This is a genomic window from Streptomyces sp. NPDC107546 (assembly GCF_055639175.1).
Genome location: NZ_JBVKBA010000001.1, coordinates 336,093 through 348,094, shown reverse-complemented (window position 1 = coordinate 348,094; position 12,002 = coordinate 336,093). Strand labels below are relative to the sequence as shown.

Genomic DNA, 12,002 nt, shown 5'->3' with positions numbered 1-12,002 from the left:
GCCTCCTTGCGTCATGACGTGTACAGAGGGCTGCGCTCCCAGGTGCGGATCGTCTGGTAGTCCGCCTCGATCCGCTCCCGGGTGGCGGCGCTGAGATAGACGAAGCCGGGTGAGGTCAACAGGTCGCGGGTGCGGGGCAGTTCGTCCCCGGGACGGGCGACGGCGGCGACGGCCACCGCGGTAGGCAGCCCGTTGAAGCGGGACGTCCAGTGAAGGTCGCGGACCGTGCCGGGGAAGTGGTTGATCAGGGAGACGTAGCGGACGGGCTGCTCCCAGCGCAACGGCAACCGGGCCGCGGACAGCTCCGCCGGGTTGGCGATCGCGGCGGCGAGCAGGCCGGCGTGGGAGTGGCCCGCGAGCTTCGCGGAGACCCAGGGCAGCACTCCCCCGCCCAGCCGGGCGCCAGGGTCGATCAGCACCGGACCGCGGGCGGTGAGCACCACCTCGCTGTGGGCGGCGCCGGTGCGCATGCCGAGCGCGGTCAGCGCCCGCCACAGGTAGGCGTGGAGGTCGCGGATCTCCGGTGCCCCGGGGTCGGCGGGTTCCTCGAAGTCGAAGACCGGCGCGCCCTCGGGGGTGCGGTCCTTGGTGTACCGCCAGGTCTCCACCTCGATGTGCCGGCCCCCCACGGAGACCGTGTTGACGTAGTACTCCGGTCCCTGAAGGAACTCCTGGACCAGGGCGGTGTCGTTGCGGTGGCCGAAGAGGTTCGCCGTGTCCAGCACGGCTGCGGCGGCCCGCCGCGCCTCGGCAGCCGTACGGCAGATGCGGACGTGATCGGAGCCGGCGCTGTCGACCGGCTTGACCACCACGGCGTCCAGTCCGCTGCCGGTGAACCACCGGGCCGCCTCGTCGGCGGACGTCACCAGCGTGCTGAGCGGGGCGTCCAGGCCGGCCGCGCGCAGCACCTCGGCCATACGGAACTTGCTGCGCCGGGCGGGCGCCAGGCCGACGTCGTTGCCCGGCAGGCCGGCCAGCTGCGCCAGCCGGTCGGCCAGGACGACGCCGCTCTCGGTGCCGGCGACGACGTGCCGCACGCCGCGCTCGGTGAGTCGGGCCGCGACCGCCTGCGGGTCGGGGTCGTAGCCGAGGTCCTCGGCATAGTCGGCGGGATGGAAGGTGGGAGCGTAGTACGGGGCGACGGTGGGGCCGCTGCGCACGTGCAGCACCTCGGCGCCGCGGTCGAGCAGTTCCTTCACGAGCTGCGCCCCGGTGGAGTAGCCGTCGACGACGGCCACACGGAGTGCGGACATGGATGGTCGTCCTCTCTGGTGCGGGCCGGGCGGTGTGCGGTGGATCGGGCCGGTCGCGGGCGGGGGCGCGCCCCGTGACGCGCACGTGGGTGGCCAGGGTCTTTCGTGTGCGTCAGACCGGGGCATGGCATGATCCGGCGAGCGGCCCTAGGCGCTCAGTCCGCCGTCGATCACCAGGTCGTGGCCCACGACGAAGGCCGCGGCCGGCGAGGCCAGCCACAGCACCGCGGCGGCGATCTCCTCGGGGCGGGCCAGACGGCCGGCGGGGATGTCGCGGGCCACCCGGTCGTCCCGGTCGGCGGGGGTCTCACCGGGCCAGACGGCCATCGCGGTGTCGGTGGGGCCGGGGCTGACCGCGTTGATGCGGATGCCGTGCGGGATGTACTCGCGGGCCGCGGAGCGGGTGAGCGTGCTGAGCGCGGACTTGCTGGCCGCGTACGCGGACTGGTGGGTCACGCGCATGTGCGGGCCGATCCGTGAGGAGACGTTGACGATGGTGCCGCCGCCCTGGCGCAGCATGTGCTCGATCTCGTACTTCATGCACAGCCAGGTGCCGTTGACGTTGACGGAGACGACCTCCTCCCACTCGGCGGGCGCCATGTCGGCCGCCAGGCCCCAGGACGGCAGCCCGGCACAGTTGACCGCGGTGTCCAGGCTGCCGTAGCGGTCGACGGCCGCACCGGCCGCGCGGGCCGCCTCCTCGGGGAGCGTGATGTCGGCGAGGACGTGGGAGGCGGTGCCGCCGTTCTCCTCGATCGCCTTGACGGTCTCGATCAGCGTGTGTGCTCGTCGGCCGGCCACGACCACCTTCGCCCCCTGGGCCGCGAGGGCGACGGCCGTGGCCCGTCCTATGCCGGAACCACCCCCGGTCACCAGGGCCGTCCGCATCAGTCGTCCTCCAGGCCCAGGACCCGGATCAGCCGGGCCTCCATGGCCTGTGCCTCGGGCAGGTCGGGCGCCACGATCAGGCACTGCCCGGAGGGGCCGGGCGTGCCGTGGCTGTCACCGGCGATGACGACCCCGGTCCTGGTCGCCGGGTCGAACGCCAGGCCGTGCTCCTCGAGGGTCGCCACCGCCCGGGCCAGGGAGTCCCAGCCGCAGCGGCTGCGGGCGATGAGGGCGCGGTCGCGCCAGTGCTCGGGGCCCAGCAGATGGGCGCCGATACGGTGGATGTGCGTGGAGCCGCCGACGCGTCCGTTGAACTCGTTGAAGAGGATCTCCCCGGAGGGCACGACGATCGCGTCGATGCTCATCGGCCCCCGGTAGCCGAGGGCCCGCACGGTGTCGCCGATGCGCCGGGCGTGGTCCAGGAAGCCCGGGAAGGACGGCAGGTCCGCCGAGGGCGGCGGGATGACCAGGCCGTTGTTGACGGGCGCCATGCGCATCTCGCCGTAGCCGACGGTGGTGACGTCCTCGTCGGTGATGTACAGCTCGATGTAGATGGGGACGGAGCCGTCGATGTACCCCTCCACGACGACCCGGCGGCGGCCGTCGTGGCTGTAGCGGTCCCAGGACCCGGCCAGATGCCGGAGCAGGGCGGTGTCGTCGAGGGGGTCGAGCACGGTGACGCGCTCGGCGCCGTACCCCTGAAGGCCCTCGGCCGGTGTCAGGATCTCGTTGCCGTATCCGCCGCCGTGCACGTCCTGTTTGACGATCACCGGCTGCCCTGCGCGCAGCAGCGGCCGGACGAACTCCGCCGCCTCGTCGACGGAGGCGACGGTGCGGCCCTGGGGCACGGGTATGCCGATCCCGGCGGCCAGCGTACGGAAGAACGTCTTGCTGTTGACGAGTTCGTTCCCGCCGGCTCGCAGGAAGGCGGCCGCGGGCAGTGGATCCTTCAGTTCCAGGGATTCCGCAAGGCCTGTTGTCGCGGCATCCACATAGAAGGGAAAGAGCCGGTCGGCGCCGCGTTCGGCCGCGAGCTTCTGCAATTGCCCGATGAATTCCGGATGATGCAGCCGGTCGTCGTAGAGCAGTGCACTTCCCTGGCGGCCCGGCGGCGGCACCAGCACAACCGGGCGGGAATCCTCGATGCCGAGCCTCCGCCACACGTACGAGAGGAATTCCGGGTCCGGTTCGGTGGGCAGCACGATGATGTCGTTCGCCCCCGCGCACCAGGCCAGGCGGTGGGTCACCGCGGCGAGGTACGTGAGGTACTCGGCCGGGAGAGCGCGGTCGCCTTCGACGGTCTCCTCGGTCAGCTGGTTTCCGATGATGATTTTGGCCATTGTCGTGCTTGCCTCCGGGTAAGGTTCCGCCTTGTGAGCGACCGACGCCGAAGGACAGGATCCAGGGGCCCTTCGAATTCCAGCAACTACTCGACCGGGTAGGTCGGGAGAAAGGCGGATCACCGCCCACCTACCCAAGTGAGTAGGTGCTTTTCGGATCACCCCTCCGTAGGCTTCCGGTGCGTATTCCGCCCGGTCGATCGAGGAGACCATGAGGTGAATGGACAGGCGCTCGCCGGTTCCGGCGTCGGCCTGAGGCCCCTGCCGGACGACGAGATCCGGCACTGGCGGCGGTTCCCGGCCCACCAGCAGCCGGAGTGGCACCAGACGGCGGAACCCGCCGTGAAGACCCTGACCGAACTCCCCGGACTTGTCGACGAGGACGAGGCCGACACGTTCGGCGCACTGCTCGCCGAGGCGGCCTCCGGCGCCCTCGGTGTCGTCCAGGCCGGGGACTGTGCCGAGGACCCCGGACACTGCGTACCCGAACGGCTCTCGGCCAAGGCGGAGTTGCTGAGCACCCTGGCGGCTGCGCTGAGCGCCGCGACGGGCCGCGAGACCGTGGCGGTCGGACGCATCGCCGGCCAGTTCGCCAAGCCGCGGTCCCGGGCGACCGAAGTGGTCGACGGTGTCGCCCTGCCGTCGTTCCGCGGCCTGATGGTCAACGCCCCCGACCCCGACCCGGCGGCCCGCAGACCGGACCCCGGCCGGCTGCTCACCTGCTACGCGGCGGCCCGCACCGCGGTGGAGTTCCTGCGTGAGCACGGCGCGCCGGGTGTGCCGCACCGCAGGATCTGGACCAGCCACGAGGCCCTGGTGCTCGACTACGAGCTGCCCCTCGCCCGCCGGACCCCGGACGGCCGGCTGCTGCTGACCTCCACCCACTGGCCCTGGGTGGGCGAGCGCACCCGCGACCCGGAGGGCGCCCACGTGCGGCTGCTCGCGGAGGTGGCCAACCCCGTGGCGTGCAAGGTCGGCCCCACCATGACCACCGCCGCGCTGCTGCGGCTGTGCGCCCTGCTCGATCCGCACCGCACGCCGGGCCGGCTCACCCTGATCGCCCGGATGGGGCCCGGCCAGGCGGCCCGCCGGCTGCCCGGACTCGTCGCCGCCGTACGCGCGGCCGGCCACCCGGTGCTGTGGCTGTGCGACCCGCTGCACGCCAACACGATCACCGCGCCGGACGGTCTGAAGACCCGCGTCGTCGCCACGGCCGTGGCCGAGATACGGGCCTTCTGCGCCGCCGTCCAGGCGTCGGGCGGCGTGGCCGGCGGCCTGCACCTGGAGGCGACCCCCGAACCGGTCGCCGAATGCCTGTGGCACGCCTCGGAGGCACGGCCCGACGACCCCGCCGCCTACACGACACTGTGCGATCCCCGCCTCAACCGCGCCCAGGCGCTGGCCGCCGTGGAGGCGTGGCGGTGCGCCGGCGCGCCCGGGACCGAGGAGGACGTCCGATGACCTCGATCGACCCCATCGCCCCCTACGACCTGCCCGTGGAGGCCCTCACCGGAGCCGACCGCACCGGTTGGCGTCCCGACCCGCGCCGTGCCGCGCTGCTCGTCCACGACATGCAGCGGTACTTCCTGCGCCCGTTCCGCCAGGACGTCCCGCCGCTGTCGGTGGCGCTGCCCAACGCGGTGCTGCTGCGTCAGACGTGCGCCTCGGTCGGCGTGCCCGTCTTCTACACGGCTCAGCCCGGCGGCATGACCGAGGAACAGCGCGGGCTGCTCGGGGCGTTCTGGGGTCCCGGCATGGCCGCCGCCCCCGAGGACCGGCTCGTCGTCGACGAGCTCGCACCGGCCGCGGCTGACCGGGTGCTGACCAAGTGGCGCTACAGCGCCTTCCAGCGGACCCCGCTCCTGGACCTGCTGCGCGCCGCGGGCCGCGACCAGCTCATCGTCTGCGGTGTCTACGCGCACCTCGGCTGTCTGATCACCGCCGTGGACGCCTTCGGCCACGACATCCAGCCGTTCCTGGTGACCGACGCGGTGGCCGACTTCAGCGCCGAGGACCACCGCCTGGCCGTGTCGTACGCGGGCCACGCCTGCGCGGCGACACCGACCACCAAGCAGGTCGTCGAGGCCCTGCTGCGCGGGGAGGGGGCGGAATGAGGCCGCTTCAGACCCTGTGGCAGGGGCCGGACGTCCGTCCCTTCGCGCTGCTCCACCGTCCGGAGTCCGCCCCCGGAGTCGTCGAGGTGCTCACCGGCGACGTCAGCGAACTGCGGAGCCTTGACCGACTGCCCGCACCCGACCCCCGTGGAGGCCGTCACCAGACGCTCGCGGTGCTGCCGTACCGTCAGATCGGCGAGCGGGGCTTCGCGTTCCCGGAGGACCACGCGCCGCTGCTCGCCCTGGCCGTGGACGAGCAGTGGACGCTGCCCCTCCAGGAGGCGCTGCGCGGACTCCCCGACGAGCCGATCACGTTGACGGACGCCGGGTTCGACGTCGACGACGACACGTACGCCGACACCGTCCGCCGGCTGATCGCGCAGGAGATAGGGCGCGGCGAGGGCGCCAACTTCGTCGTCAGGCGCTCCTTCACCGCCCGCATCGACGGCTACTCCCCCCGGCTCGCCTGCGCCCTGCTGCGCCGGCTGCTGCTCCAGGAGGGCGGCGCCTACTGGACGTTCGCGGTGTACACGGGCGAGCACACCTTCGTGGGCGCCAGCCCCGAACGCCACATCAGCCTGCGGGACGGTACGGCCGTCATGAATCCGATCAGCGGCACCTACCGGTTCCCCGAGGACGGTCCGAGCCTCGCCGGAACGCTCGAGTTCCTCGCCGACACCAAGGAGTCGGACGAGCTGTACATGGTGGTCGACGAGGAACTGAAGATGATGGCCTCGGTGTGCGAGGAGGGCGGCCGGGTCGTCGGCCCCCGGCTGAAGGAGATGGCGCACCTCGCGCACACCGAGTACTTCATCGAGGGCCGCTCCACGCTGCCCGTGCACGAGGTGCTGCGGCGCACCCTGTTCGCCCCGACCGTCACCGGCTCCCCGCTGGAGAGCGCCTGCCGGGCCATCGCCCGCTACGAGCCGCAGGGCCGCGGCTATTACAGTGGCGCGCTGGCCCTGATCGGCACCGACCCGCGGGGCCTGCCGGAGCTGGACTCCGCGATCCTCATCCGTACCGCGCACATCGACCGTTCGGGCGCCCTGAGCCTCGGCGTCGGCGCCACCGTGGTACGGCACTCCGACCCGGCCGCGGAGGCGGCGGAGACCCGGGCGAAGGCGGCCGGCCTGCTGCGCGCGCTGCAGGGCCCGCCGCCCGGGGCCGCTTCGCGCGGGACCGGCCGCCGGCCGCTGGCGGACGAGCCCGCGGTTCGCCGGGCGCTCAAGGACCGCAACACGGGGCTGGCACGGTTCTGGCTGGCCGGACAGGGCGAGGACGGCCCTCCGGCCGCCCTCCCCCGCCACCGGATCCTGGTGATCGACGCGGAGGACAGCTTCACCGCCATGCTGGCGCACCAGATCCGTACGCTGGGACCGGAGGTGACGGTGCGCCGGTACGACGAGGCCGTCGATCCGGCCGCGTACGACCTGGTGCTGGCCGGCCCCGGTCCCGGTGATCCCCGTGACCTCGCCCATCCGAAGATCGCGGCGCTGCGTGCGATCCTGCGCGACGTGCTGGCCCTACGACGGCCGTTGCTCGCCGTCTGCCTCGGGCACCAGGTGCTCAGCGGGCTCCTGGGGCTGGAACTGGTCCGGCGCGAGCGCCCGAACCAGGGGCTGCGACGGGAGATCGACCTGTTCGGCCGGCGGGTGCGGGTGGGCTTCTACAACACCTTCGCCGCCCGCGCCGGCACCGGCACCCTGCCGCCGGGGATCCTGGACCGCTGCGTCGACGTCTGCCGGGACGAGGCGACGGGCGAGGTGCACGCCCTGCGGGCGCCCGGGCTGCGTTCCTTCCAGTTCCACCCGGAGTCGGTGCTCAGCACGGACGGGTTCGGCGTCCTCGCGGACACCCTGGAGGAACTCCTGCCGCGCCACGTCCCGCACCCGGCCTCGCCGCCCGCCCCCGTCTCGTACGCCCTGAAGTGAGAGCAGCCCATGAGTTACCGCACGATCCTCACCCGGCAGACCGGAGCCTGGGCCTTCACCGCCTCGATGACCCGGCTGCCCGTCGCCATGGCGCCTCTGGCCATGGTCTTCCTCGGCCACGGGGCGACCGGTGGTTACTCCACGGGCAGCGTGCTCGCCGCGTTCTTCATCGCGGGTGAAGTGGTGGGCGCCTGGGCCCTGGGCACGTTCCTGCACCCGCGCCGGCTGCGCCTGCACCTGTCGACGGGGCTCGTCATCGGCTCGGCGGCGTTCACCGCGCTCGCCCTGTGGCCCGACGCGGCGCTGCCCGTCCTCGCCGCCGCCTCGTTCGTGGCCGGCGGGGCGCCCGCCGCGAGCCCCGGCGCGCTGCGCACGCTGCTGACCTCCGTGGTGGACGAGCAGGACGTCGCCCGGGCGTTCAGCGCGGACTCCATCCTGACGGAACTGGTGTGGCTCGCCGCGCCCGGCCTGGTGGTGCTGCTCGCCCTGCAGGCCGGTCCCGGCGTGCCGATGGCGGTGTGCGCGCTGTGCCTCGTGCTCGGCACGGCCATGGTGTTCGCGCTGCGCTCCGCCAAGGCGGTGGAGGCGGACGCGGCCGAGAGCGCTGAACGCGCGCCCACGTCCGTGGTGCTGTCCGGCTGGCCCATCTACGTCACCAGCGCGGCGGCGATGTCCCTGATGGCCGTCTCCGAGCTGGTTCTGACCCCGCTGCTGCAGTACCGCGACCTGCCGGTCGGCCTGGCGGGCGTGCTGCTGATGGTGTTCGCCGGTCTGTCCGCCCTCGGCGCCTTCATCTACGGGCTCAGGTCCTGGCCGGGCACCGCCAGGACGCACAGCCTGGTCTGTCTGGTCGGCACCGCCGCCGGCATCACCGTCGTGGCGCTCGTCCCGGGCCTGACCGGTATCGTCCTGGGCTTCCTCGCGGCGGGAGTCCTGCAGGCCGTGGTCATGGTGACCCGCAACCTCTCGCTGCGTGAGGCGCTGCCGAGCAGCGCGCACACCGCGGGCTACTCGGTGATGTACGCCGTCCAGGGCATCGGTTACTCGCTGTCGGCGGTCTTCGCCGCGGTGATGCTCGACCGGTCCACGCCCAGCGCCGCCATCCTCACCGGGGTGGCGTTCACCCTGCTGCTGACCGCGGTCAGCACCCTGGCCGAGCGGCGCGCACAGCTCGCCGCGGCGCCCGTTCCCTTCGACAAGCAGTGCGAGACTCCGGAGAGCACCCCTTCATGAGGACCACGACTCCCTGGGAATCCACCGAACCGTTGCCCGAGCGGAGCACTCCCGTGGCCCTGGCCGCCGTCCCCGCCGACGGACTGCCCGACGCGACCCGCCCGCGTCGGCGTGTCCTGGTCATCGGAGCGGGCATGGCGGGCCTGGTGGCCGGCCACGAGCTGCTGCGCCGCGGGCACGAACCGCTGATCCTGGAAGCCCGCGCCCGCGTCGGCGGTCGCATCCACACCGTGCGGGACCTCGCACCGGGCCTGTACGCCGAGTTCGGCGCCATGCGCATCCCGCGTGTGCACGCGCTGACCCTGGGATACTGCCGGGAGTTCGGCCTCGCCCTGCGGCCCGGCACCGCACGCGACCCGAGGACGCTCGCGTACATCGGCGGCCGTCGGCTCACCCTGGAGGAGGCCGAGGGCAACCCGGGGCTGTTGCCGTTCCCGCTGGCCTCGTACGAGGCGAACCGCACCCGCGAGGAGATGTGGCGGGAGGCCACCGAGGAGATACGGGACCTCTACCAGCGTGAGGGCAGGGAGGCGCTGGAGGCGCTGGCCGCCAAGTACGACGCGTACTCGATCCGTGGTTTCCTCAAGGCGCGGGGCTGGTCGGAGGGCGCGATCGAGCGCTACGCCGTGATGTCGTTCTCCGAATCCACCCTCAACACGGCCGTCATGCAGGAGTTCCGGGAGGTGATCGGAGGGGCGTACGACGACGTGCAGGAAGTCGTCGGTGGAATGGACCGGTTGCCGATGGCCTTTTACGAACGGCTCGCGCCCCACATCCGCTTCGGAGTGGAGGTCACCGCGCTGGAACAGGACGGCACTTCGGTGACGGTACGGGCCCGGGTGGGCGGCGATCGCGTCTCCTTCACCGGTGACGAGGCCATCTGCACGCTTCCGTTCTCCGTACTGCGCGGGCTCGAGGTGAATCCCTCGTTCTCGCGCGGAAAACAGAAGGCCATACGGCAACTCCACTACGACGCCGCGACGAAGATCTTCTTCCAGGTACGCCGCCCGTTCTGGGAGGAGACCGACGGGATTCGCGGCGGCACCACCGTGACCGACCTTCCGGTGCGCCGCGTCATCTATCCCGCCCATCCCCACTCGCCCGGGTCCCGTACCGTGCTGCTGGCCAGCTACACCTGGGGCCAGGACGCCCTGCAGTGGTCGGCGATGAGCCCTGACCAGCGAGTGGAACGGGCACTGCGCGACGTCGCCCGTATCCATCCGGAAATACTGGAGGAGTTCGAGGCGGGAATCAGCCACTCCTGGTACCAGGACCCCTACGCAATGGGCGCTTATGCCCTGTTCGAACCGGAACAGCAGACCGCTCTGGCGGCCGATATCAATCGCTCCGAGGGACGTATCCATTTCGCCGGCGAACACTGCTCGCAGTGGCCCGCCTGGATCGAGGGGGCGGTGGAATCCGGTATCCGGGCGGCCCGTCGAATCCATCTCGGCCACAGTGTGTGAACAGCGTACGAAAACCGTGACCCGGCCACCTTGATCGCGATCTGTCATGCTCCGGCTACGATAAGCTCCTCGCGTCTAACAGAGCTGAAACACAGCCGATGGGAGACGGGGGAAAGCGGCATGGGGACCGTCATGACCAGGGATGACGCGACGGCCGTGGTGGGGCGGGTGGTGGAACTGCTCCAGGACCTCGCGGACGTACCGATCGAGACCCTGCGCAGCATCGCCCGGGAGTCCTCGGTCACGCACGCGGTGCAGCTCACCGAAGCACTGCTGCAGCTGACTCCGTCGGGTTCGTCGGTCGGCTGGCTGCGCTGCCTGCTGTCCGAACTGCTCTTCATCGCGGGCCGGCCCGCCGACACCGTGACCACCGTGGCGGCGCTGCCGCAGGGCGCGGTGGCACCGTCCGTCGCCGGGAGCGCGGCCGTGGCGAAGGTGCTCTCCGGCGCGTTGCTGCAGCCCCACTCGGCGGAGGCTTCCGCCCGTCGGCGGCTGGGGGCGGCCGCGGGCGGCATCGACCAGGATCCGGCGGCGATCGCGGCGGCCTCGGTGCTGGCCGACTGCCGGGCGCGGGCCGGGGACATGGAGGAGGCACTGTACTGGTCACGTCTGGTCGCACGCCACGCCGACCTGGTGCCCTCTCCCTTCTGGAGCATGCACCTGCTGGTCGAGGCGGCCGCGCGGCTGGCGGACGCCGGTGAGGACGCCGAGGCGGAGACACTGGCCGAACGGGTCCGCGCGCGGTGGGAGCGGGCGCCCTACCCGGGCATCGAGGCCGGCCTCGCCCGGGTGCAGGCCAAGGTGCTGATCCAGCGCGGCCTGTGGTCTGCGCTGAACGGACAGGTCAACGACGTCGCGGCGGCCGCGACACCGGAGCGGGGGGAGCGCCTGCACGCGCCGCTGCTGCTGGCGCAGTTGAGCATCGCCGCCGTGTACGCCGGTGACCTGCCCACCGCCCGGGCCCGCCTGGAGGCCTGCCGGCGGCTTCTGCCGGAACGGCGCGCCGACGCGTGGGACGCGCGGTACGCACCCGAAGTGCCGTGGGCGGAACTGTTGTGGGAGGAGTGCGACGGCGGCCGGAAACGGGCCGTGCACCGGCTCACCCGGCTGGCCCGCGACCCACGCGCCCCGCTGGTGCGGCTCTTCGCGACGGTGCCCGGGGCGGCGGCATGGGCGGCCCGGATCGCGGTGGACGCCGGCCAGCGCAGCCTGGCCCGGCACATCGCCGCCGTCACCGAGGACGTACGGGCACTGCAGCCGACCCGCGCGGCCCTGTCGGCCGAGCACGTCCGGGGCGTGCTCGACTGCGACCCGGTGGCCCTGGCGAGAGCGGCGACCCAGCACCGGCACGCCTGGGCGAGGTCACGTGCGGCGAGCGATCTCGCCGCGAGCCTGGAGGACCGGGCCGGTCCTCCCCCGGTGTGGCAGAGCGAGCCGGGACGGCACCGCGGCAGCTGGCACGTGGTGTCGGCCGACGCGCAGCCCGAACCGCTCGACGGCGAGCAGGAGTCGGGGTGGGAGGCCCTCAGCGGGCGGGAGCAACAGGTGGCGCGGTTGGCCGCGGCGGGTCTGACCAATCGGCAGATCGCCTCGCGGGTGCACTGCTCGATCCACACGGTCAACTTCCATCTGCGCAGCGTGTTCCGGAAGCTTGAGATCACTTCCCGGGTGGAGATCGGCCGCCATCTTGCCTCCGGGACTCCGGGACACCGGACGGGTTGACCCCGCGCGGCCGCGGCGGCCTGCTGCATGCGGCCTGCTCGAACCGTCGGACGTC

9 protein-coding genes are annotated in these 12,002 nt (G+C 72.6%); 6 read left to right on the top strand and 3 right to left on the bottom strand.

The window, feature by feature from the left end; all coding sequences use genetic code 11:
- Nucleotides 1-11: 11 nt before the first annotated feature.
- From ACZ7L1_RS01465 to ACZ7L1_RS01455, 3 genes are all read right to left on the bottom strand, one after another.
- Nucleotides 12-1,253 (bottom strand): ATP-grasp domain-containing protein, encoded by a 1,242-nt coding sequence (locus ACZ7L1_RS01465; RefSeq protein ID WP_471433214.1) that lies wholly within the window; start codon nucleotides 1,251-1,253, stop codon nucleotides 12-14.
- 147 nt (nucleotides 1,254-1,400) lie between these two features.
- Nucleotides 1,401-2,141: an SDR family NAD(P)-dependent oxidoreductase gene (locus ACZ7L1_RS01460; protein WP_471433213.1), complete on the bottom strand. Its 741-nt coding sequence runs from the start codon at nucleotides 2,139-2,141 to the stop codon at nucleotides 1,401-1,403.
- Nucleotides 2,141-3,481, bottom strand: a complete 1,341-nt coding sequence (locus ACZ7L1_RS01455; RefSeq protein WP_471433211.1) for a preATP grasp domain-containing protein — start codon at nucleotides 3,479-3,481, stop codon at nucleotides 2,141-2,143. Before ACZ7L1_RS01455 ends, ACZ7L1_RS01460 begins: the two co-directional genes overlap by 1 nt.
- Nucleotides 3,482-3,697: 216 nt before the next feature.
- Here ACZ7L1_RS01455 and ACZ7L1_RS01450 point away from each other — a divergent pair, with 216 nt between their 5' ends.
- From ACZ7L1_RS01450 to ACZ7L1_RS01425, 6 genes are all read left to right on the top strand, one after another.
- Complete coding sequence (locus ACZ7L1_RS01450) at nucleotides 3,698-4,942, top strand: 3-deoxy-7-phosphoheptulonate synthase (protein WP_471433209.1); 1,245 nt, start codon at nucleotides 3,698-3,700, stop codon at nucleotides 4,940-4,942.
- Entirely contained in the window at nucleotides 4,939-5,595 is a 657-nt protein-coding gene (locus ACZ7L1_RS01445; protein WP_471433208.1) for an isochorismatase family protein, read from the top strand. The genes ACZ7L1_RS01450 and ACZ7L1_RS01445 overlap by 4 nt, the downstream gene beginning before the upstream one ends.
- The gene (locus ACZ7L1_RS01440) at nucleotides 5,592-7,526 is read left to right on the top strand and encodes an anthranilate synthase family protein (protein WP_471433206.1); all 1,935 of its coding nucleotides are present in this window, start codon (nucleotides 5,592-5,594) and stop codon (nucleotides 7,524-7,526) included. Before ACZ7L1_RS01445 ends, ACZ7L1_RS01440 begins: the two co-directional genes overlap by 4 nt.
- A gap of 9 nt (nucleotides 7,527-7,535) precedes the next feature.
- Nucleotides 7,536-8,759 (top strand): MFS transporter, encoded by a 1,224-nt coding sequence (locus ACZ7L1_RS01435; protein ID WP_471433204.1) that lies wholly within the window; start codon nucleotides 7,536-7,538, stop codon nucleotides 8,757-8,759.
- Nucleotides 8,756-10,225 (top strand): flavin monoamine oxidase family protein, encoded by a 1,470-nt coding sequence (locus ACZ7L1_RS01430; RefSeq protein ID WP_471433203.1) that lies wholly within the window; start codon nucleotides 8,756-8,758, stop codon nucleotides 10,223-10,225. Before ACZ7L1_RS01435 ends, ACZ7L1_RS01430 begins: the two co-directional genes overlap by 4 nt.
- A 132-nt stretch (nucleotides 10,226-10,357) precedes the next feature.
- The gene (locus tag ACZ7L1_RS01425) at nucleotides 10,358-11,947 is read left to right on the top strand and encodes a LuxR C-terminal-related transcriptional regulator (protein ID WP_471433202.1); all 1,590 of its coding nucleotides are present in this window, start codon (nucleotides 10,358-10,360) and stop codon (nucleotides 11,945-11,947) included.
- The last annotated feature ends 55 nt before the right edge of the window (nucleotides 11,948-12,002 follow it).

Excerpts from the sequence above, each read along its gene's own strand:
- ACZ7L1_RS01465 (WP_471433214.1), bottom strand. The coding sequence starts at position 1,253 with ATGTCCGCACTCCGTGTGGCCGTCGTCGACGGCTACTCCACCGGGGCG.
- ACZ7L1_RS01460 (WP_471433213.1), bottom strand. The coding sequence starts at position 2,141 with ATGCGGACGGCCCTGGTGACCGGGGGTGGTTCCGGCATAGGACGGGCC.
- ACZ7L1_RS01455 (WP_471433211.1), bottom strand. The coding sequence starts at position 3,481 with ATGGCCAAAATCATCATCGGAAACCAGCTGACCGAGGAGACCGTCGAA.
- ACZ7L1_RS01445 (WP_471433208.1), top strand. The coding sequence starts at position 4,939 with ATGACCTCGATCGACCCCATCGCCCCCTACGACCTGCCCGTGGAGGCC.
- ACZ7L1_RS01440 (WP_471433206.1), top strand. The coding sequence starts at position 5,592 with ATGAGGCCGCTTCAGACCCTGTGGCAGGGGCCGGACGTCCGTCCCTTC.
- ACZ7L1_RS01435 (WP_471433204.1), top strand. The coding sequence starts at position 7,536 with ATGAGTTACCGCACGATCCTCACCCGGCAGACCGGAGCCTGGGCCTTC.
- ACZ7L1_RS01430 (WP_471433203.1), top strand. The coding sequence starts at position 8,756 with ATGAGGACCACGACTCCCTGGGAATCCACCGAACCGTTGCCCGAGCGG.
- ACZ7L1_RS01425 (WP_471433202.1), top strand. The coding sequence starts at position 10,358 with ATGACCAGGGATGACGCGACGGCCGTGGTGGGGCGGGTGGTGGAACTG.